Annotated in this window: 21 protein-coding genes; 9 read left to right on the forward strand and 12 right to left on the reverse strand. The window is 70.4% G+C overall.

Annotated features, from left to right (window positions below):
• The first annotated feature begins 7 nt into the window (after positions 1 to 7).
• Complete coding sequence (locus ACTWNK_RS23060) at positions 8 to 1,150, forward strand: alpha/beta hydrolase family protein (RefSeq protein ID WP_474306541.1); 1,143 nt, start codon at positions 8 to 10, stop codon at positions 1,148 to 1,150.
• On the opposite strand, the gene ACTWNK_RS23065 is transcribed toward ACTWNK_RS23060, so the two are convergent.
• Positions 1,111 to 1,755 (reverse strand): TetR/AcrR family transcriptional regulator, encoded by a 645-nt coding sequence (locus ACTWNK_RS23065; protein WP_474306542.1) that lies wholly within the window; start codon positions 1,753 to 1,755, stop codon positions 1,111 to 1,113. The genes ACTWNK_RS23060 and ACTWNK_RS23065 overlap by 40 nt on opposite strands.
• 76 nt (positions 1,756 to 1,831) lie before the next feature.
• On the opposite strand from ACTWNK_RS23065, the gene ACTWNK_RS23070 reads away from it, so the two are divergent.
• Entirely contained in the window at positions 1,832 to 2,479 is a 648-nt protein-coding gene (locus ACTWNK_RS23070) for an O-methyltransferase (RefSeq protein ID WP_474306543.1), read from the forward strand.
• Here the strand turns inward: ACTWNK_RS23070 and ACTWNK_RS23075 are convergent.
• Complete coding sequence (locus ACTWNK_RS23075) at positions 2,463 to 3,608, reverse strand: serine hydrolase domain-containing protein (RefSeq protein WP_474306544.1); 1,146 nt, start codon at positions 3,606 to 3,608, stop codon at positions 2,463 to 2,465. The genes ACTWNK_RS23070 and ACTWNK_RS23075 overlap by 17 nt on opposite strands.
• Positions 3,609 to 3,639: 31 nt before the next feature.
• Entirely contained in the window at positions 3,640 to 4,044 is a 405-nt protein-coding gene (locus ACTWNK_RS23080; protein ID WP_474306545.1) for a hypothetical protein, read from the reverse strand.
• A 692-nt stretch (positions 4,045 to 4,736) separates the two neighbouring features.
• Here ACTWNK_RS23080 and ACTWNK_RS23085 point away from each other — a divergent pair.
• Positions 4,737 to 5,984 (forward strand): hypothetical protein, encoded by a 1,248-nt coding sequence (locus ACTWNK_RS23085; protein WP_474306546.1) that lies wholly within the window; start codon positions 4,737 to 4,739, stop codon positions 5,982 to 5,984.
• 78 nt (positions 5,985 to 6,062) lie between these two features.
• Here the strand turns inward: ACTWNK_RS23085 and ACTWNK_RS23090 are convergent, their stop codons facing one another.
• Both ACTWNK_RS23090 and ACTWNK_RS23095 read right to left on the reverse strand, forming a co-directional pair.
• A complete protein-coding gene (locus ACTWNK_RS23090) occupies positions 6,063 to 6,968 on the reverse strand; it encodes a sterol desaturase family protein (protein ID WP_474306547.1) in 906 nt (301 codons plus the stop codon).
• An 80-nt stretch (positions 6,969 to 7,048) separates the two neighbouring features.
• Positions 7,049 to 7,801, reverse strand: a complete 753-nt coding sequence (locus ACTWNK_RS23095) for a helix-turn-helix transcriptional regulator (protein ID WP_474306548.1) — start codon at positions 7,799 to 7,801, stop codon at positions 7,049 to 7,051.
• 132 nt (positions 7,802 to 7,933) lie between these two features.
• Between ACTWNK_RS23095 and ACTWNK_RS23100 the strand changes: the two genes are divergently transcribed.
• On the forward strand, positions 7,934 to 8,821 hold the full coding sequence (locus tag ACTWNK_RS23100) for an FG-GAP repeat domain-containing protein (protein WP_474306549.1): 888 nt from the start codon (positions 7,934 to 7,936) through the stop codon (positions 8,819 to 8,821).
• 96 nt (positions 8,822 to 8,917) lie between these two features.
• Here the strand turns inward: ACTWNK_RS23100 and ACTWNK_RS23105 are convergent, their stop codons facing one another.
• The 5 genes from ACTWNK_RS23105 to ACTWNK_RS23125 form a co-directional block, all read right to left on the reverse strand.
• Positions 8,918 to 9,613 carry an RICIN domain-containing protein gene (locus ACTWNK_RS23105; RefSeq protein ID WP_474306550.1) on the reverse strand — a complete coding sequence of 232 codons (696 nt, stop codon included), beginning with the start codon at positions 9,611 to 9,613 and terminating at the stop codon, positions 8,918 to 8,920.
• A 22-nt stretch (positions 9,614 to 9,635) separates the two neighbouring features.
• Positions 9,636 to 10,079 (reverse strand): hypothetical protein, encoded by a 444-nt coding sequence (locus tag ACTWNK_RS23110; protein WP_474306551.1) that lies wholly within the window; start codon positions 10,077 to 10,079, stop codon positions 9,636 to 9,638.
• A 380-nt stretch (positions 10,080 to 10,459) separates the two neighbouring features.
• Positions 10,460 to 11,218, reverse strand: coding sequence for a MerR family transcriptional regulator (locus tag ACTWNK_RS23115; RefSeq protein ID WP_474306552.1), 759 nt, complete (start codon positions 11,216 to 11,218; stop codon positions 10,460 to 10,462).
• A gap of 10 nt (positions 11,219 to 11,228) precedes the next feature.
• The gene (locus ACTWNK_RS23120; protein ID WP_474306553.1) at positions 11,229 to 12,113 is read right to left on the reverse strand and encodes a DUF2268 domain-containing putative Zn-dependent protease; all 885 of its coding nucleotides are present in this window, start codon (positions 12,111 to 12,113) and stop codon (positions 11,229 to 11,231) included.
• 64 nt (positions 12,114 to 12,177) lie between these two features.
• A complete protein-coding gene (locus ACTWNK_RS23125; RefSeq protein ID WP_474306554.1) occupies positions 12,178 to 13,158 on the reverse strand; it encodes an alpha/beta fold hydrolase in 981 nt (326 codons plus the stop codon).
• Between the two features lie 170 nt (positions 13,159 to 13,328).
• Here ACTWNK_RS23125 and ACTWNK_RS23130 point away from each other — a divergent pair, with 170 nt between their 5' ends.
• From ACTWNK_RS23130 to ACTWNK_RS23150, 5 genes are all read left to right on the forward strand, one after another.
• Entirely contained in the window at positions 13,329 to 14,276 is a 948-nt protein-coding gene (locus tag ACTWNK_RS23130; RefSeq protein WP_474306555.1) for a helix-turn-helix transcriptional regulator, read from the forward strand.
• A gap of 123 nt (positions 14,277 to 14,399) precedes the next feature.
• Positions 14,400 to 14,561: a hypothetical protein gene (locus tag ACTWNK_RS23135; protein ID WP_474306556.1), complete on the forward strand. Its 162-nt coding sequence runs from the start codon at positions 14,400 to 14,402 to the stop codon at positions 14,559 to 14,561.
• A gap of 92 nt (positions 14,562 to 14,653) precedes the next feature.
• A complete protein-coding gene (locus ACTWNK_RS23140; RefSeq protein ID WP_474306557.1) occupies positions 14,654 to 16,495 on the forward strand; it encodes a M4 family metallopeptidase in 1,842 nt (613 codons plus the stop codon).
• Between the two features lie 93 nt (positions 16,496 to 16,588).
• Positions 16,589 to 16,975, forward strand: coding sequence for a hypothetical protein (locus ACTWNK_RS23145; RefSeq protein ID WP_474306558.1), 387 nt, complete (start codon positions 16,589 to 16,591; stop codon positions 16,973 to 16,975).
• A 97-nt stretch (positions 16,976 to 17,072) separates the two neighbouring features.
• Positions 17,073 to 17,699, forward strand: coding sequence for a dihydrofolate reductase family protein (locus ACTWNK_RS23150; RefSeq protein WP_474306559.1), 627 nt, complete (start codon positions 17,073 to 17,075; stop codon positions 17,697 to 17,699).
• 52 nt (positions 17,700 to 17,751) lie between these two features.
• Here ACTWNK_RS23150 and ACTWNK_RS23155 read toward each other — a convergent pair whose 3' ends face one another.
• Both ACTWNK_RS23155 and ACTWNK_RS23160 read right to left on the reverse strand, forming a co-directional pair.
• The gene (locus ACTWNK_RS23155; protein ID WP_474306560.1) at positions 17,752 to 18,687 is read right to left on the reverse strand and encodes a hypothetical protein; all 936 of its coding nucleotides are present in this window, start codon (positions 18,685 to 18,687) and stop codon (positions 17,752 to 17,754) included.
• On the reverse strand, positions 18,684 to 19,028 hold the full coding sequence (locus tag ACTWNK_RS23160; protein ID WP_474306561.1) for a PadR family transcriptional regulator: 345 nt from the start codon (positions 19,026 to 19,028) through the stop codon (positions 18,684 to 18,686). The genes ACTWNK_RS23155 and ACTWNK_RS23160 overlap by 4 nt, the downstream gene beginning before the upstream one ends.
• Positions 19,029 to 19,052 lie beyond the last annotated feature (24 nt).

Genomic DNA, 19,052 nt, shown 5'->3' on the forward strand with positions numbered 1-19,052 from the left:
AGCGCCCATGAGAAGCCGCCTCGCCCTCGCCGCCGCGCTGGCCGTCCTCGCCGCGTCCGCGTGCTCCGTGCCGTCGCCACCCAGAGCCGACGCCCCGCAGGCCGGACCGCCCGGTCCCGTCACCCTGCCCGCCCCCACCGGTCCACGGCCGGTAGGCACCACCATCCTGCATATGACCGACACCTCCCGCCCCGACCCGTGGGATGCCGAGGCAGAGGCCAGGGAGCTCAAGGTCACCCTGTGGTACCCGGCCGAGCGGCGCGACGGGCAGCGCGCGCCCTACATGAGCGCCGAAGAAGCCGAGCTCCTCCTGAAGGGCTCCGGGGTCTCGGCCGAGCCGTACGACACGCTGAGCAGGACACGGACCAACGCCGTCAAGGACGCCGCCCCCTCCGGGCGCGGGCTCGCGCTGGTGGTGCTCTCGCCCGGCTTCACCAAACCGGCGAGCACGCTCACCTCCCTGGCCGAGGACCTGGCCAGCCGTGGATACGTCGTGGCCGGCATCGACCACACCTACGAGAGCTACGCCACCACCCTGTCAGGCGGGCGGATCGCCGGATGCCTGGCCTGCGACAGCGACACCGACCCCGGTTTCGGCGCCGGACTGGTCCAGGGCCGGGCCGCCGACGTGTCCTTCGTCCTCGATCGGCTCATCGCGACGTACTCAGGCCTGATCGACCGCGGCAGGATCGCGATGGTGGGCCAGTCGATCGGCGGGGCCAGTGCTGTGGCCGCCATGGTCAAGGACCCACGCGTTCGCGCCGGAATCAACATGGACGGCACCACCTACGCCCGGATCCCCAAGGGCGGCCTGTCCCGGCCGTTGCTGTTCCTGGGCTCGCCGGGGCACCTGCCGGGTGGCCGCGACACCTCCTGGGACCGGGACTGGAAGCTGCTGACCAGGTGGAAGCGCTGGCTGGTGCTGTCGGGCGCCGAACACCAGTCCTTCACCGACATCCCGCTGGTGGCGGACGTCATCGGTCTCGCGCCTCCGCCCGGCATGCTGCCTGCGGCACGGGGCGCGGAGCTCACCCGCACCTACGTGGCCGCCTTCCTCGACCAGCACCTGAGGTCGCGGCGGCAGCCCCTCCTGGACCAACCGTCGGCGCGCTATCCCGAGGCCGTGTTCTGCCTGCGGCCTCGGTCGTAGTCGCTCCGCCCGCTGGTGACGGCGTCGACGAGGGCGTCGGTGAACTCCGGGGACGGGTTCTGCCCGGTGACGAGGACGCGGTAGTAGATGGGCCCGACGAGCTGGTCGACGGCGAGGTCGACATCGAAGCCGGGATCGAGCGCGCCGCGGGCGAGTGCGCGTTCGAAGGGCAGCCGGTCGAAGCCGCGTTGCCTGCTGAGGTGCTCGAAGCGCAACCGGGTGGCCAGCGCGGGGTCGTGCTGGGCCTGTGCGGTGAGTGCGCGGAAGACCGCACCGGCGTCGGACTCGGTCAGGAATCGGGCGATCGCACGGGCGTGGGCCCGCAGATCCCGGCGGAGGTCCGCGGTGTCCGGCGGGATGAGCGCCTCGGCGGCGTCCTGGACGAAGGCGTCCATGAGGATGTCGTTCTTCGACGGCCACCAGCGGTAGATCGTCTGCTTGGCCACACCGGCGCGCTCGGCGATCCCCTCGATGGTCAGCCGCGCGTAGCCGACCTCCACCAGCAGGTCGTCGGCGGCTTCGAGCACGCTCTGGCGGGCTTCTTCACTGCGGCCGTGCCTGTTTCCGCGATGCCTGCTCGCGGCTCCGCCGGAGTCAGCGCTCATGGGTCCCTCCTTCTCCCTTCGACGATGCGACCTTAGCATCTTGCCTAGACGCAACGGTGCGTCTACCGTAGCGGCCATGAACACACTGACAACGCCCGGCACCGCCGCCGTCCTCGATCGGCTGTTCGCGGCCGCCGACCTCGAAGAGGCCAACCCCGCGCCGTGGCCGCTGGACACGCCCTACGACGACGCGTCGGCGAAACAGCGTGCCGACGCGCTGGCGGGGGAATACATGCCGATCTCCAGATCGGGCGGCCAACTGCTCTACGCGCTCGTGCGCAACGGCCGTCCCGAGACGATCGTCGAGTTCGGCACCTCCTACGCCGTCTCCACGATCCACCTGGCCGCCGCGGTCGCCGACAACGGCGTCGGCCACGTGTGGACGACCGAGCTCAGCCGGACCAAGGTCGACGCCGCCCGCGACAACCTGGAGCGGGCCGGCGTCGCCGAGCACGTGACGATCCTGGCCGGCGACGCCATGCTGACCCTGGCCGAGGTGCGCGGACCCATCGGCCTGCTGCTGCTCGACGGCTGGAAGGACCTCTGCCTGCCGGTGCTGCGACTGCTCGAAGACCGCCTCGCCCCGGCCGCGCTCGTCATCGCCGACGACACCACGTTCGCGAGCATGGCCGACTACCTCGCCTACGTCCGCGACCCCGCACACGGCTACGTCACCGTCGCGTTTCCCGTGGAGGACGGCATGGAGATCAGCTGCCGAGCCTGACGGGTCGCGTGCCGCAGAACACCTTCTGGACCAGCCCGTCCAGCAGCTTCTGGAAGTCCTTCGCCGGCCCCCGGGTCGCCGAGTCCACCCAGGTGACCGACCCGGTCAGCGTCGTCCTGCCGTCGGGCGAGCTGTACATCAGCGTCCCGTAGCCGTGCGGCGGGCTGCCGTTGTGCTGGTAGACGACACCGCAGCCCGGCCCCAGGTCCTGCGCGAACACACCGAGCCCGTAGCCGAGCTTCCCGTACGGCTCACGCATCTGCGCGAGCAGATCGGGCGGCAGGATCCTGCCCTTGTTCAGCGCGGCGAAGAACGTGGTCAGATCACGCGTGGTCGAGGCGAGGTCCCCGGCCCCGGCCAGCAGCGACAGGTTCTGCCGGGAGATGTCGATCGTGGCGCCCCGGTAGCTGTAGTAGGCGTGCGCGTACGGCCCGGTCAAGGCGCCTGCCTGATGGGTGGCGGACAGGCGGAGCGGGCGCAGGATCCGCCGGCTCAACTGCTCGGCGTACGTCCGGCCGGTGACCTTCTCGATCAGCAGCAGGGCCAGGGTGTAGTTGGTGTTGGAGTAGCTCTGGCCGGTGCCGGGCTCGAAGCGGGCGGGCTTGGACAGCGCCAGCCGTACCAGCTCCTCGGGTTCGTAGGCGTGGAAGCGGTTCTGCAGCCAGGCGTCGCCGGTGGCGGGGATGCCGGGCGCGAACGTGCCGTCGTCGTAGTACTCACCGGTGTAGTTGAACAGGCCGCTGGTGTGCTGCAGGATCATCCGTACGGTGATCCGCCGGTCCAGGCCGAGGTCGGGCAGGTAGGCGGCCACCGGTGTGTCGAGCTCGACCCTGCCCTCGGCGACCAGCTGGAGCACCAGCGTCGCGGTGAAGGGCTTGATGACGCTGCCGGTCCAGAATCGCCCGTCCGTGGAGGGCTTGGCCGGGCTGCCGAGCCTGCTCACTCCGGCGCTGGCGGCCCATTCGCCCGCCCGGTCGTTCACGCGGAGCTGCACTCCGGTGAACCCGGCATCGACGAACGCCTGCATGGCCTTGCGCAGTTCGGGGCGGTCCGGGGAGGTGGAGGCCGTCGCGGGGGTGGCGAACGTGGCGGCCAGTAGTGCGGCGGCGCCCAGGTGTCGCGTGATCATGGTCATCTCCGTTTCGCTTCGGGAATCGTGGTCAGGCGGCGTCGAGCGCGTCGGTGATCTTGCGGGCCATGGCGGCCACGGTGGGGCTGGGAGTGCCCTGGTGGGTACGGGCGGCGGCCTCGACCGAGACGACGACGGTGCTACGGAAGTTGTCCGCCTCGTCCGGCGCCTGCCGCCTGAGCAGAGCCATGGACGCGGTCAGCGCCGGCAGCGCCTGCTCGGCGAGATCGGCGACGCTCGTGCCCCACTTCACCCCCTTGGGCGCCTTGGCCAGCACATGTCCGACCAGCCCGGTCGCCGAGGTGAGCGCGATGGACCCTTCGGCGCCCGCCCTGTGGGCCGATCCGGCGGCGCTCGCGGCCGACATCAGCGAGACGGCGCCCCACGCGGCGGTACGGAGGGTGAGCTTGTCCTGGTCGGTGAGGGTAACGGTCATGATGGTGAACTCCTTGTGTGTTGTCGTGCTGCTGGAATTAGGGTCGCGAATCGCGCTGATACGAGCCGGTCACCGCACTGACGCGACCCCTGACACGCCCTCAGGACGCGAAACCACACCACCCACGCGACCGCGCAGAAGGAACACAGCCAGTACGGCGGCGCCGAGCACACCGGCGGCCGCCCCGAGGAACGCGGTGGACATCGCCGCGTCGTTGGCCTGACGCGCGACGGTTGAGGGGGAAGGGAAAGGCGCTGTTGATTCTCCATGCGTGTACGGCGTCGCCAGCGTGGGCGGTGCTTACTCCGGTGACCTGTCGGTAGGCCTTGGTGGCGGCGTAGGCGAGAACGACCGCGCTCACCGTCGCGCTGAGCCTCGAAGGGCCAACCATGGGCGTCCTGGACCTGCTCACACGACATTTCCTGCCGCCGTCCTCGTCAGGCAGCACGGCGGCGAGCAACAGGGGCGACGGTCGGGCCTAGAAAGGACCATCGCCGTACGTGCATCGCCGATCAGCTCAGGGCGGCCTTGTCGGTGACCAGACTTCGGACCTGGCCTGCCTGGCATTCCCAGATCAGCTCCACCAGTTTGTCGGTCAGCCGATCGGCGGAGCGACGGATGAACGCATCAACCGGAGCCGCCAACCGATACTCGCTCGCTCAGGGCCTCCCCTGCGGGGATACTGCATGCCGATGACCGAATACGACAGCCCGGACTCCTTTCGCGGTCGGCTCCAACGAGGACGTGGTGCCGTACTGCGTCGCACCTCGGTCGCTCCCGGTGCAGCCGATGCCGTGTACGCGTGTGTGATCGCGGACACGCGCTGGGATCCACAAGTCGATCACCGCGACAGTTATCTCGCCGGGCTCGTCGCTCGGCTCGGCCTGTCGCTGGCACCGATTCAGCGGCACCTGCTCGCCTACGACGGCGAGGACGCCGAGCCGGTCGAGCTCGCCTTGCAGGTTCTGGCCCTGCTCCCCCTGGTCGGCCGGTTCGACGCGGCGGCCGTGCTGCGCAGGTACGCGATCGACGGGCCGCATTGGTCCACGGCGCTGGAGGCGATCGGCGACTGCGGGGCGATGGGGCTGCCCGCGATCTGGGACGGGCTCGCCGATGAGAGCATCGCCAGGCGTGACGATGCCCAGCTCGCACAGGCGATCTGGTACGACGCGGAGCCGTGGACGACGTTCGCGCAGTCACAGCCACGGGTACGGCGGGTGCTCGACGGGCTCAAGCCCCTCCGGTCATCCGGGCGGGCCAGGCGTGACACACGTGCCGCAAACCACGGCGACCTGGTCAGGCTGGTCGCGGCCGGAGGCGTCGAACGGCGGCGAGCGCTGGAGGAGCTGGGCAGGCGCGGCGATCACGTCGTCCTCGACCTCGCCGAGGACCCCGGCCTTCGCAACGCGGCCGGATGGGTGCCTGGTGTACCGCAGGCGCTCCGCCACCTCGGGGTGGACGCGCTGCCGCGTGCTCGTACGTGGATCGGCAGTGGGGACGACACGCTCGTCGCGTTCGGGGAGCAGGTGGTGGCGGAGGTCGGTGACCGGGGCGATGCGCCGGTGTTGCTGGCCGCGTTGCACCGTACGGTCGCCGCCGGGGAATGGTGTGCCGCCGAGGTGCCGGCGCGGGGCCTTGGGCGGTTGCGGATTCGTGACGCTGCGGGCGATCTCATGGCCGCTTGGGAGGGCACGGTTCATTCCGTTGCACGGGAGGCGTTTCTGGACGGGCTTCGGGGGTGCGCGCCCGAGCAAGCCGTTGCGGTCGCGGTCGAGGGGCTCGACGATTGCGAACCGGCGGTTCAGCGAAGGGCCTGTGCGGCAGCGCCGGACACGGCCGTGGTCCGCTCGCGTCTGCGCGAGTTGGCTGCCGATCCCCTGGCGACGACGGTTCAGGAGGCGGCGGATGCGAGACTGCGCGGCATGGCCGTCAGCGGCTGAGCTCATCGGCTGTGCTGTGGTACTTGGCCACCACGCGATTCAAAGCGTCGCCGCCGCAGACGACCCCGGCCCCACCGATCAGCCTCCCACCGCAGACTCCTGGGCGGTGGGCTGGGACTGGCAAGCCCCCGAGGTGCGAAACGGCTCGGCCAGTTGGGCCAAGTAGCCGACCGGGTAGTCCGGCTTGGCCGCCATCCCCAGCATCTCGGAGGAGAACCGGCGGGCGGGGTCGTAGGAGAAGGTGCCGAGCAGGTGGTCCCAGGTCAGGGTGAACAGGCCGAAGTTGACATCGCCGATGCCCGCCCACTTGAGGTGATGAAAGCGATGCCCTTCGTTGAGAGCGAGCACGTACCTGAGGGCGCCCACCCGATAGTCGGCGTTGGAGTGCTGCAGCAGCAGCTGGACGGCAACGGCGACGGCAAGTGCGGAGGCCACCTCGACGGGCAGGCCGATGAGGATGAGCGGGGCGACTCCCGCGCTCATCTCCAGGGTCTGGTGCAGGGGATGCTTCATCAGCCCGTTGAAGCCGTAGAAGCGCTTGACGGAGTGATGAACGGCGTGGAAGCGCCACAACACGCCGATCTTGTGACTGGCGTAGTGGGTCAGCGTGATGCCCAGGTCGGCGACCAGTACGGCGGCCAGCACCTGCACCACGAACGGCCAGGAACGCGGCCACAGGTCGGACAGCGTCACGGTGGCGGCCAGCAGCGGGATGACGCCCACGCTGACGAGCAGCAGCAGCTCGTTCACACCGGCGTGGGCGACGTCACGCGCCCCGTCGCCGTCCGGTCGGTTCCAGTCGGCCTCGTACGGCAGGGCGCGCTCGGCGGCGAACGACAGGCCGATCGCGGCCAGCAGCAGGCCGACCAGCCAGAGCTTGGAGGCGCCGGAGGCGGCCAGCGCGACGGCGACACCGTTGACGCCGAGCAGCATGAACGGCGCGTAGCCGTAGCGAATCACGGGTGGGATCAGGGTGCGATGCATGCCGTTCAGCGTCGCGCCGATCGGGTCGCGAAGGCTTGGACGGATCCGCTGACCGAACGCCGTACCTCAGCCGAGGGCGTTCACCCGGCGCCAGGCCGGATCGCGTGCAGCAGGTGCGAGGGCGGCAGGCCGAACATCTCGCGGCAGGTGCGGGTCAGGTGGGAGCTGTCGGCGAAACCGGCGCCGTGCGCGGCCAGGGTGAGGCTGGCGCCGTCCTGGGCCAGCTCGGCCGCACGCCGCAGCCGTACCCAGCGCAGATGGGCGGGGAACGGCAGGCCGAGCTCGGAGGTGAACAGATGCCCGAGGCGGCTGGCCGACAGCCCGACCGCCTGCGCCACCTCGGTCAGCCGCACGGGACCGGGCAGCAGCCGGGGCACCAGGTCGACGGCTGCCTGGAGCACCGGGTGCCAGGTCGCCGCGGGGGCGCTCCCCCGGTCGAGCAGTTCCGCCAGCGCGCTCGTGTCGTGCCTGTCGAGAAGGGCGGTGTGCGCGGCGTCGATCCAGCCTTGCAGGTGGTCGTGGCCGTGATGGAGGCGCCGGGCTGCGGCACCGTCCGGATCGAGGTAGATCATGGTGGCGGTCGCGTCCGGACCGGCGTGCAGGGCATGCCGTACCCGGGTGGGGATGATCGCGGCGCGTACGGGGCGGCGGGTGCCGTGGGCGTCGCTCAGCTCCACCTGTCCGCCGGTCACGAGCAGGATCTGTACGGCGGCATGGGCGTGCGCTGCGGCACTGCCCGCCGCACCGGTGAAGGCCAGTCTCCCCGGGCCGAGCGTCGTCGTGCCCTGCCAGCCGGGCGCGTCCGCGTCGACCACGCCCTCGAACTCCGCCATCGGGCAAGGTTTGCCTGCTCAGGCATCCGATGTCAACAAACGTTGCTCAGCAGGCCGTGCCGGGCGAACCTGGGCGCCCCGGAACGCGTCGGAAGAGGGTAGGTTCCGGCTTCTCTCGCCCTTGGAGTGGTCATGCGGATGGCACGGGTCCGGCGGGCGTTCGCGTCCCTCGTGGTGATCGTCACGGCGGCTGCGGCGACCGTGACGTCGGCTCAGGCGGCGAACGCGGCCACGCCGTACGGGTACACCTTCGCCGGGATCGCCGACTGGGACGGCGACGGCCACCAGGACATCGTCGCCAGGGACGCGGCCGGCCTGCTGTGGCTGTACCCGGGCGAGAGCACACGCACCTACAGCACCCAGGGCCGCTACCAGATCGGCAACGGCTGGAACGGGTACGGCTTCGCCGGGCTGGGCGACTGGGACGCGGACGGGCACCAGGACATCGTCGCCAGGGACGCGGCCGGCCTGCTGTGGCTGTATCCAGGCGAGAGCACACGCACCTACAGCACGCAAGGCCGCTACCAGATCGGCAACGGCTGGAACGGGTACAACTTCACCGGGATCGCCGACTGGGACCTCGACGGGCACCAGGACATCGTCACCTTCATGGACTACGGCTCGCCGTTCTGGCTCTTCCCCGGCCAGAGCACCCGGGCCTACAGCACGCAGGGCCGCTACCAGATCGGGTACCGGGAGGGCATCTCGTACTCGGGTGTGAGCGACTGGGACGCCGACGGCATCCCCGACGTCATCGTCAGAAGGCCGGGCGGCCAGCTCTGGTGGCATTCGGGCAGCGGCACGCGTGCGAACTCCGTCTTCGTGGGCGTGCCGGGCGAGGGCGTACAGATCGGCAACGGCTGGAACGGCTACACCATCGCCGGCCTGGCCGACTGGGACGGCGACGGCCACCGCGACATCGTGGCCGTCGACCCGGCCGGCACCCTCTGGCTCTACCCGGGCACGAGCACCCGAGGCTACAGCGGTCAGCAACGCACCCCACTCGGCACCGGCTGGTGAGCGCCCTTGCGGCGCTGTCCGGCACCCCGGTCCTGCTCCGGGCGGCAGGAGGCAAGGCCGTGTGGTGATCCGTCACCACGGGCCGGGTACGGCAGGCTATCCAGGACTGAATCCCGCTCCGGCCGACATGCCGGACATATCCGTGACCCTCCAGAGCTGTCCCGGACTGCCGTCGCAGGTGTGGAGCTGGAGTGGGGTGTCGGGCTGGACGGCGGTGAGGCATCGGTGCTGGTTGGTGATGGCGTACCAGCCGTCCTTGGTCTGGTGGAAGGTCCAGAACTGGGCCGGTGATCGGGTGACGGGTTCGACGCCGACGGTGCCGCTCGACAGTGCGGCGAGGACGGCTCCGCCGCCGTTGACGCCCTGGCGGACGGTGCGGTCGGTTTCGAGGAGGACGGCCCGGCTGTCGGGGCCGCCCTGGTTGGCGCCGTACCAGAACGTCCATCGCTGGGCCGCGATGTCGTCGGGGCCCGCCGAAACGGCGGTGTCGCCGGGCTGCCGTTCCTCCACCGCGAGCCCGTCGGCCGAGCGGATCTTCGCCGTGTGACCGTAGGCGACCGGCGGTGCGACCTCGCGCCCGATCGCCGCTCCGGATGTCGCGTCGCGTTGGGTGGCGGCGAGGACCACCGCGACGGTCGTACCGGTCGTGACGAGCACGGCCAGGGCGACGATCCACGCCTTTCTCCCCAGAGGGACGGCGGGAAAGTAGTTGATCTGGACGTTCCCCTGGCCGACGATCGGCGCCTGCGCCTGGTTGAGGGTGACGTCGTAGTCGCCGGGCTCCGCCTGCACCGAGCCTCACCTCGCATCCGGCCTACCGGGGTGGAGCGCCGCCCCAGTGGTTGACCTGCTGGTTGTCGTTGCCGACGACGACGCCCTGGCTGTCGTTGACGGTGACCGTGTAGCCGCTGGCCGGTCGGCCGCGCTCGCCCGGCGGCTGGAGCGCCGAAACGATCATGTCGCTCGCGTCGGCCCCGTGCCGGGATGCGGTGGACCTGGTCAGCAGGTGCCGCCAGCCCGCGTCGTCGTACGGGATGCCCAGGTGGCCGCAGACGGCGCGGGAGTTGTCGATCCGGCCGAGACACAGGCGTACCGCCACCAGCAGTTGCTCACTGCTTTGCGGCAGGTGGGAGCCGTTGCACCAATCACAGAGGGTGCTGTGGCTGAGGGTGCCTTCGAGCGCCTTGGCCAGGCTCTTCCTGTTGTAGCCCGCTGCCGAGATGAGCTCCGTGAAAGCGGCGGCGAAATCGTTGCTCATGTGCGGCGCCCTGAAAGGCATCGCCTGGAATCAGCCGGGCGTCCCGGCTTCATGCGCATGCCTTCGATTGTAGGCGTCTTCGCGAAGAACCCGCCTGGTCCGAGCAGGTCCGAGGTCGTCCGAAATCCCTTCCGGACCGGTACCGGCGCGGCCGAATCTGAGGACAGGCAGGACAGGAACGGGAAAGGACGCAGGAAAAGAAATGAACGCATACACCGAACGCCACGAGAGCCTCCTCGCCGCCGTGAGGCGTGCAGCCGTACGGGCTCCGTTCAGGCTGGGAAAGCGCCCACGGGACGACGAAGGGAGAACGCGGCTCAGGCGGGCCCGCGCGCGACAGGTCGCGGCCGAGTCGCACCCGTCCGCGTGAGCCGCGCGAGCTACATCCGCGTCCGCGCGTAGACCCGCAGGGCGGCGCGGACGAACATCGCCCCCGCCTCGTCGTCGTACATGGCGGCGAAGCGGGGGTCGTCCACGAACATGTCCGCGATGCCGTTCACCATGTCGATCGAGCGCTCCCTGTCGCCGTCGGCGGTGGGGGTGCCCGGGATGCGGCTGAGCCATTGCACGTGCCGTGCGGCCAGCGATTGGGCGTGGTCCGACGTCGGCGCTTCCCCGGTCTTCGCCGCGGCGATCCAGGCGGCGACGAGGTCGTCGGTGTCCTGCTTCCAGGCCTGCTGCTGGCCGAGGCTCTTGTCGTGCCACCAGTCGTTGCTCACCCGGAACGCGCGCTCGCCCCAGCGCGAGATCACCTCGTCCTTGTAGTGGTCGTTGAACCCGGCCAGCATGACGTCCATCCGGGGTTCCACCCCGGCCTGCAAGGCCTCAAGCGTGTGGCGTACGGACCGGACCTGCCGTTCGACGCGGTCGCGTTCCTCCTCGAGCGCGGCGATGTGGGCGCGGAGCCCGTCGAGCTCGTCCACCTCGTCGGCCAGGACCCGGGCGATGTCCGGCAGGCTCATGCCGAGCCTGCGCATGAGCAGGATGCGCTGGAGCCGGGCGACCGCGGTGGGGTCGTAGTAGCGGTAGCCGTTCGCGCCGACCCGGGACGGAGTCAGGAGCCCGACGCGGTCGTAGTGCCGCAGGGTGCGACTGGTGATGCCGGCCCTCGTCGCGAGTTCCTGGATCGTCCACTCCATCCCTCCAGTGTCACCCGCGGCGCACCGTGGTTGCGATGATCTCGGCGGCATCGGCGTGCAGGGCCTGGGCCGCCGTCTGTCCGGTCGCCGCCAGGTAGGTGTCGACCAGCCGGTTGCCCGCGGCGTACCCCGCGCCCATCGGCAGGCCCACCGGCGTGACGCCGAGGTGCTCGGCTCCCGGGTCGCCGTGCACCCATGCGGTGAAGTTCTGCATACCGGTCACATCCAGCCCGGTGAGGACCTTGGCGAAGACCTCGTCGTCGTGCAGATGCGGCACACCGATGCGGGTGGGGCCGAGCTCGTCGCCGTAGAGCTGGCGGGCGAAGGCGTCGGCCAGCCCCTCCCCCACGATGTGCTCGCCGACCGTGACGGTCATCGGGTCCCACACCACCCCGCCCGGACCCCACCGCAGGTTGTGATGCAGTTCGTGTACGGCGGTGGCCTCCAGCCGCTCCACGTTCTCCGGGAACGGCCAGCACGTGATGGCGATATTTCCCGAGATGCCGCCGAACCCGGTCAATCCCCTGCAAGGCCCCATGAAGTGCTCGTCACCCGGATCCCCCAGGACGAACAGCACGGTGATGTCCGGGGCCCGCAACCCAGGCACGGCCCCCAGCAGTACGGCGAGCGCCTCGTCCAGCGCGTGCTGCATCCGCTGCCACGCCCCGGCCTCGGCCAGGGTGTCGAGCGCCTCCAGGCAACGCTCCTCGTCCCGGTCGACGGGAAACCCGGCCGACTGGAGGTGCACCGCTACCAGGTCGAGCTCGCCCGGATGGTAGCGGTACATCCCCGCATTCGCCTCCAGCATCGAACGCAGCAGATCGGCGCGCTCCGCGACCGGAGCCAGCAGGATGCGCCGCATGGCGGAACAGGTGTCAACAACAGTGATCGACATGACCCCGATGCTAGAAGTTGACGCAACGTCAACGTCAACCGACGACTCCGGTCATCGGGCGACGTCAACCGGCGACTCCGGTCACCGGAATGCGCCCGCTCCGGATGGCATCCTGCCGGCGCAGCCACTTCACCATCACCTGAGTGGATTCCTCCGGCTTCTCCTCCTGGATCCAATGGCCGCAATCCAGGCTGACCACCTCCACATTCGGCACGAACTCCGCCAGGTTCTCCGACTTCGCGACCACGTCACGGTCGCCGTAGATCATGAGAGTGGGCTGCCGGATGACGGGATCCACGTCCGCCAGCAGGTGCCAGTTGCGGTCCAGGTTGCGGTACCAGTTCACACTGGCAGTGAAACCCGTCGCCTCGAAGGAGGAGACGAGAACGGCCAGTTCCCCGTCGCTCATCACGGGCTCGCCGAGCGGCGTCTCGGCCTTGGCGAGCTCGATCAACGCCATGCCCGGCCGAGGAGCCCCGGCGGGCTCGTTCTTCCGGTACAGATTGCGGAGGAACCGCGCCGTGTGCTCGTCGAACACGGCGTCCGCGACGCCCGGCCGCCGATTGAAGTGCACGAAATAGTAGTCGCCGCCGAGCACGGCCTCCATGGACTCGATCCAGGGCCTCTCCCCGCGATCGAGGTAGGGCAGGCTCATATTGATCACCTTGTCGACCCGGTGCGGATGCAGCAGGGTCAGCCCCCAGACGACGGCCGCGCCCCAATCGTGGCCGACGAAGACGGCATCCTCGTATCCGTAGTGATCGAGCAGCGCGACGAGGTCGCCCGACAGGTGTTCGATGTCATAGGCCGTCACCTCGGCCGGACGTGCGGAGTTTCCGTAGCCTCGCTGGTTCGGGACGATGACGTGGTAGCCGGCCGCCGCGAGGGCGGGCATTTGGTAGCGCCAGGAAAAGGCGTGCTCCGGCCAGCCGTGACAGAGCACGATCGGCTTTCCGGCATTCTCCCGGCCCGCTTCGAAGACCTCGAGCTCCACACCGTTGACGGAAATGAGGGTCGGCTCGGGAAAGTCGGCTGGATCGAACATCGCATACCTCTCAGTTACTTCTCGAAGACTGCATCTCGAAGACTGCGTCTCGAAGACTGCGTCTCGAAGATTGGGTCTCGGGGATCGCTTCTCGGGGTGAGAGCGTGTCGCCATCCTGCCGAGGTAAACCGGTCACCTCATGACCGGTTTGGTGTGAGAGTCTGACCGGCGTGCGAACCGACCGGCTGGTGGCCGTCCTTCTCCTGCTGCAGCGGCGCGGGCAGGTGACGGCGGCGGAGGTCTCGCGGGAGCTGGAGGTCTCCGAGCGCACCGCCCGCCGCGACCTCGACGCCCTGGCCATGGCCGGAGTGCCGCTGTACTCCATGCAGGGCCGGGGCGGCGGCTGGCGTCTCGTGGGCGGCTCCCGCACTGATCTGTCCGGGTTGACGGCAGGTGAGGCCCGCGCCCTGTTCCTGGTCGCGGGGCAGGCCTCGGCGGCGACACCGGCCGTGAAGGCGGCTCTGCGCAAGCTCGTCCACGCCCTGCCCGAACCCTTCCGCGACCAGGCCGAGGCCGCGGCGTCGTCGCTGGTCATGGACCCGCAACGCTGGGGAGCACGACGGGTCGAACGCCGATCGCCCCACTTCCTCGACGACCTCCAGGACGCGGTGATCAAGGGCGTCCAGGTACGGCTCGGCTATGCCGACGGCAATGGCGTCGAGACCGAGCGAACCGTTCACCCGCTGGGCATCGTCGCCAAAGGCCCGTCCTGGTATCTCGTCGCCGGGACCGAGGCCGGACTGCGGACCTTCCGGATCGACCGGGTGTCGTCCGCCGAGCCGACCGGCGATCCCGTGCTACGGCCCGGCGACTTCGACCTGGCCGAAAGCTGGCGTGCGATCGCCGACGAGGTCGACCGCAGGCGAACACCTCTGGCGGTCCAGGCGGTGTGCGCACCCGACGGCATCGGCGTGCTCAGGCTGACGCTCGGCGACCGCCTCGAACTGGGAGGCCCGACGGCCGACGGCCGTGTCGAGGTCGTGATCCGCGGCCACAACGCCTACGCGCTCGCCGGTGAGCTCGCCGGGCTGGTCGAATGGCTGGAGGTGAGCGGCCCGCCGAGCGTGCTGGAACACCTGGCCACGATCGGCGCCGCCCTCGTCGGGCGCTACGGCTGAGCGCCTCCCCCGGCGTCAAGCAGCCTTGACCAGCCGCACAGGCTTCGCGGCATCGGCCCGGGGATGACCAGGGGGTACGTCGTAGCTTTCGGGGGGGCGTAGCTTTCGGGGGTTCGACCATGCATGACCTCATCGTCATCGCCTACCGCGCCGATCGCCGGCATCGCGCTGGCCGCCGACGGCGCGGCCCTGTTCGTGCTCACCCCCGCCGACCGGAGCGACACCGTCCTGACCGCCCTGTCAGGCCTCTCCCCCACCCAAAGGCCATATTTACCCACATATTGACCAGGCGTGTTCCCTCGGTTCAAATGCAAGTGGCTCCACCTCCCCTCACAGCCGGCCGCCAGGCCGCCCCCCAAGAGTGAAGGAGCACCCCCATGAGACGCAGTGCCGCGTTAGTGATGGTCGCGGGCGCCGTCAGTGTGCTCGTGACCATATCCGTGCCCGGCCAGGCGACCGCCGTCACGCCGGCCCCGGCCCTGGCCGCCGATCTGCTGGTACGGGCCAGGCCATCGGTCCTGCACAGCTCCCCTGACGACGCCTACACGCGCCGCGGCACGACCGTGGGCACGAGCGGCCTGACCTACGTCGCCTACACGCGTACGTACGCGGGGCTGCCGGTGTTCGGCGGTGACTTCGTCGTGGTGACCGACGCGCAAGGTGAGGTGCTGGGCACCTCCGTCGCCCAGGAGAGCGTCCTGAACGTGTCCACCACGCCGCGACTCACGGCCGCCGAGGCGGCCAGGGTGGCACGCGCCCAGCTGCCGGGCGTCTCCTCCGTGTCGGCGGCTCCCGGGCTGAGCGTCCTCGCGCAGGGCAGCGGGCGACTGACGTACGAGGTCGTGGTCGACGGCAGCGCCGGGGGCAGGCCGAGCAGGCTGCACGTGTGGGTCGACGCCGCGACCGGCGCCGTCGTGCAGAAGTCGGACGAGGTCAGGGCGGGCACCGGCAGCAGCTACTACAACGGCACCCCGGTGACCATCGGCACCAGCGCCTCCGGAGCCGTCACCTACGTCATGAGGGACCTGACGCGCCCCGGCATCAGCTGCGGCGGCCAGAGCGGTGTCACCTACTCCGGCCCGGACGACGTGTGGGGCAACGGCAACGGCACCAACCTGGAGACCGCCTGCGTGGACGCGTTGTACGCGGTCGACAAGCAGTGGGACATGCACGCCGCCTGGCTGAACCGCCGCGGCATCGACGGCCTCGGCAAGGGCTTTCCCATCCGCGTCGGCCGCAACGGCTACGACTCCTACTGGAACGGCACCTACACCACCTTCGGCCGTACCCTGGACGGACAGCGCCAGCTCACGTCCATGGACTCCGTGGCCCACGAGTACGGCCACGCCGTCTTCGCCACCACGCCGGGATACGACCTGGGCACCAACGAGAAGGCGATGCTGAACGAGTCGACCGGCGACATCTTCGGCGCCCTGACCGAGCACTACGCCAACCAGCCGCCCGCGCTGGACCCGCCGGACTACATGGTCGGCGAGGAGACCAACGTCGCGGGCACCGGGCCCCTGCGGTACATGTACCGGCCGTCGCTGATTCCCGGTGACCCCGACTGCTTCTCCGGCCCGATGCTGAGCAAGCCGCCCGAGGTCGGGGCCGGGGTACAGAACCACTGGTTCTACCTGCTGGCCGAGGGCACCAACCCGGGCGGCGGACGACCGCCGAGCCCGACCTGCAACTTCCCCGCCATCACCGGGATCGGCATCCAGAAGGCCGGCCGGATCTACATGGACACCCTGCTGCGCAAGACCACCGTCTGGACCCACTCCCTGGCCCGCAGGGCCTCCCTGCAGGCCGCCCTGCACGTCCACCCCGGCTCCTGCGTCGAGTACAACGCCGTGCTCGACGCCTGGAACGCCGTCAGCGTGCCCCCGCACCCGCAGGAGCCTGTCACCTGCCCCCGGCAGTTCGACATGAGCCTCACCCCGCTGTCGGCGACCGCGCACCCGGGCGAGCAGGCCACGGTCACGGTCGCCACCACCACGACGCTCGGCCTGCCCCAGCACATCAGCCTGAGCGCCCGCGGCCTGCCCGCCGGTATGACGGCCGCGTTCGCACCGTCGGCCATCGTCTCGGGAGGCGGCTCCACCCTGACCCTGACACTCGCCCCCACCACGCCGTCCGGCACCTTCACCCTGCAACTCCGGGCGGACGGAGCCGCCGTCGACCGCTACGCCACCTTCACCCTGACCGTCGTCCCCTGAGGTACGGCCGGCCCCACCGCAGCCGGTACCGCCGGCCCTCCCCTCGTTCCGGGGGTCGGCAGGCTGGGGTGGGAGGGGGCGGGTTCCTACCGTTTGGACTGTCCTTGCGCGCGGCCCCCGCTGGAAAGGCGTGCCGACGTCCGCGGTCCTTGGAACAGGCTCGGCGGCGACCTGCGCATTCCGCACTTCGTCGGGCTGCACGGGCTGCAGGTCATGCTGGCCCTGGCCCTGGCTCTCGGCTTCCTGGCGAGCCGGATCGCCTGGTTGGGTCAGGAGCGGACGCGGGCGGGCCTGATGGTCGTGGCGGCCGTGGCGTACGCGGGGCTGATCGCGCTGGTGACCTGGCAGGCGTTGCGCGGGCAGCCGCTGCTGCGCCCGGACGGGCGGACGCTGCTCGCGCTGGCCGTACTGGTGAGCGCCACGACGGCGGCCGGTGCGACGGTCATCGCCTCGGGCCGACCCCGCGAACGCCGATCCTGAAAAAGCACCGAAGCGATGTGTCCGATCGGTGGGGTGGCGTTCGTGGAAGGGGTGAGGCCGCCGCGACGGAGCGGCGCGGAGACAGGGGAACGCGATCATGAAGCTGACGACCATGACCCAGATCACCATCGACGGCGTGATGCAGGGCAACGGCGGCACCACGGACGAGGACCGCAGGAACGGCTTCGAACGCGGCGGATGGGCCATCAACCGGGCCGACAAGGAGACACACGCCTATATCAACGAGGCCTACCAGGGCGCCGACGCGTTCCTGTTCGGCCGGGTGACCTACGAGCTGTTCTCCGGCTGGTGGGGCTCGCTGACCGAGCAGGACGTCCCCGGCTGGGAGCCGGTCATGCGGGCACTGAACACCCGGCCGAAGTACGTGGCCTCGACCACGCTCACCGAGGCCGGATGGCCGGGCAGCACCGTCCTGCCGGGCGATCTCGCGGGCGCGATCGCGGACCTGAAGGCGGGCGGGCCGGGTGAGCTGCAGGTGCACGGCAGTGGCACCCTGGTCCGATGGCTGCTGGAGCACGACCTGGTCGACGAGATGACGCTGATCGTCGTACCGGTGATCGTCGGGCAGGGCGCGCGGTTGTTCCCGCAGTCGGGGCCGGACCTCGCTCTCGACCTGGTCGAGTCGCGGGTCGACTCCAAGGGCGTGGCCACCCAGGTCTACCGACCGGCCGGGCGCCCGCAGTACACGACGTTCCAGGGGTAGGCGCCCGGCGCGGCCTGGACGCGGTGCGTGTCCGGGCCACGTCGGCGCCGCGTCAGGTGGTGGGCAGGTAGGGCGTGGTGTGCAGCTCGCGGTAGAGGTTGCGTGCCACGTCGAGCAGTCCCCTGACGATCGAGACGACCAGGACGATCTTCACGATCTGGTCGGCGGGCTCGGCGGCGAACATCGCGTCCGCCAGGGCCACCCAGCCGAAGACCGCGCACGTGGCGAGCGTCAGCCCGATCTCGATACGCCTGGTCAACGGCTGCCACCTGCCGACGACGATCAGCGCCCCGTACAGCGCGAAGTGCCCGGCCAGCACCGCCACCAGCCAGGGCGCACGCTCGCTCAGGAAGCCCTCGTCCAGCGCCAGCGCCTGGTACGCCTCGGGCGCGGCGTGCCCGCCGAGCAGCACGTCGCCGTTGAACAGCAGGAACAGGCCGACCCCGCCCGCGACGACGGCCGCGGCGAGGCCGGGACGGCTGATCTCGTCACGCCCGAGACGGCGGGGCCGCCAGGCGACGCTCTCGGGCCTGCTGCGCCGCCACCACCCGGCGGCGGCGAAAACGACCACGAGGACGCCCGGCCACCACAGCGCGCCCAGCCCGTAGCCGGTCAGCCAGGCCCCGAGCGAGCTGAGCGCGGCCCCGGGCGAGGCGGCCGGCGGGCTGGTGAGGAGGTCGAGCAGGCTGAGCGCCCAGATGGCGACGACACCGATCACCGACAGGCGGACGAACCTCCGCGAGTCGGCCGGGTCGATGAGGGACGGAGGCGGGCGATATCTGGCCGCGGTCTCGGCGGGGCGGCCGTAGCCGAGCACGAGCGCGGTGGCCATCGCCTCGTCGGCGGGGCGGCCCGCCTGCTCGGCCTCGGCGGCGAGCTGCTCGGCCAGCAGTGTGCGCAGCTCGTAGCCGACGTCGTCGCGCTGCGCGCGGGGCAGCAGCTTGGTGACGTCGTCCACGTAGTTCTGGATGAGCTCGTCGGGGGTCATGGGCGCTCTCCGCCTTTCAGGAGAAGATCCATGGTCTGGTTGAGTCCGCGCCACGAGGTCGTGAGGCGTTGGTACAGCTCGAGGCCTTCGGGGCTGAGCAGGTAGTACCGGCGTGGGGGGCCGCCTTCGGTGCGCCATTGGCTGGTCAGCACACCTTGGGACTCCAGTCGCCTGAGCAGGGGGTACAGCGTGCCCTCTTCGATCGGCATGCCGCCTTCGGCCAGCGATTGGCGTAGTTCGTAGCCGTAGCGCGCGGTGTGCAGCTGGGACAGCGCGGCGAGCACGACGACGCCACGCCGCAGCTCCAGTTCGAGCTTGTCGTACGCATCTCCGTTCACCATGTGGCACACAGTACTATGCGCCAC

The organism is Nonomuraea sp. IBHARD001 (assembly GCF_056106265.1).

What these genes read in the sequence shown, in the direction of transcription:
- ACTWNK_RS23060 (WP_474306541.1), top strand. Translation starts at nt 8, where the DNA reads ATGAGAAGCCGCCTCGCCCTCGCCGCCGCGCTGGCCGTCCTCGCCGCG.
- ACTWNK_RS23065 (WP_474306542.1), bottom strand. Translation starts at nt 1,755, where the DNA reads ATGAGCGCTGACTCCGGCGGAGCCGCGAGCAGGCATCGCGGAAACAGG.
- ACTWNK_RS23070 (WP_474306543.1), top strand. Translation starts at nt 1,832, where the DNA reads ATGAACACACTGACAACGCCCGGCACCGCCGCCGTCCTCGATCGGCTG.
- ACTWNK_RS23075 (WP_474306544.1), bottom strand. Translation starts at nt 3,608, where the DNA reads ATGATCACGCGACACCTGGGCGCCGCCGCACTACTGGCCGCCACGTTC.
- ACTWNK_RS23080 (WP_474306545.1), bottom strand. Translation starts at nt 4,044, where the DNA reads ATGACCGTTACCCTCACCGACCAGGACAAGCTCACCCTCCGTACCGCC.
- ACTWNK_RS23085 (WP_474306546.1), top strand. Translation starts at nt 4,737, where the DNA reads ATGACCGAATACGACAGCCCGGACTCCTTTCGCGGTCGGCTCCAACGA.
- ACTWNK_RS23090 (WP_474306547.1), bottom strand. Translation starts at nt 6,968, where the DNA reads ATGCATCGCACCCTGATCCCACCCGTGATTCGCTACGGCTACGCGCCG.
- ACTWNK_RS23095 (WP_474306548.1), bottom strand. Translation starts at nt 7,801, where the DNA reads ATGGCGGAGTTCGAGGGCGTGGTCGACGCGGACGCGCCCGGCTGGCAG.
- ACTWNK_RS23100 (WP_474306549.1), top strand. Translation starts at nt 7,934, where the DNA reads ATGCGGATGGCACGGGTCCGGCGGGCGTTCGCGTCCCTCGTGGTGATC.
- ACTWNK_RS23110 (WP_474306551.1), bottom strand. Translation starts at nt 10,079, where the DNA reads ATGAGCAACGATTTCGCCGCCGCTTTCACGGAGCTCATCTCGGCAGCG.
- ACTWNK_RS23115 (WP_474306552.1), bottom strand. Translation starts at nt 11,218, where the DNA reads ATGGAGTGGACGATCCAGGAACTCGCGACGAGGGCCGGCATCACCAGT.
- ACTWNK_RS23120 (WP_474306553.1), bottom strand. Translation starts at nt 12,113, where the DNA reads ATGTCGATCACTGTTGTTGACACCTGTTCCGCCATGCGGCGCATCCTG.
- ACTWNK_RS23125 (WP_474306554.1), bottom strand. Translation starts at nt 13,158, where the DNA reads ATGTTCGATCCAGCCGACTTTCCCGAGCCGACCCTCATTTCCGTCAAC.
- ACTWNK_RS23135 (WP_474306556.1), top strand. Translation starts at nt 14,400, where the DNA reads ATGACCTCATCGTCATCGCCTACCGCGCCGATCGCCGGCATCGCGCTG.
- ACTWNK_RS23140 (WP_474306557.1), top strand. Translation starts at nt 14,654, where the DNA reads ATGAGACGCAGTGCCGCGTTAGTGATGGTCGCGGGCGCCGTCAGTGTG.
- ACTWNK_RS23150 (WP_474306559.1), top strand. Translation starts at nt 17,073, where the DNA reads ATGAAGCTGACGACCATGACCCAGATCACCATCGACGGCGTGATGCAG.
- ACTWNK_RS23155 (WP_474306560.1), bottom strand. Translation starts at nt 18,687, where the DNA reads ATGACCCCCGACGAGCTCATCCAGAACTACGTGGACGACGTCACCAAG.
- ACTWNK_RS23160 (WP_474306561.1), bottom strand. Translation starts at nt 19,028, where the DNA reads ATGGTGAACGGAGATGCGTACGACAAGCTCGAACTGGAGCTGCGGCGT.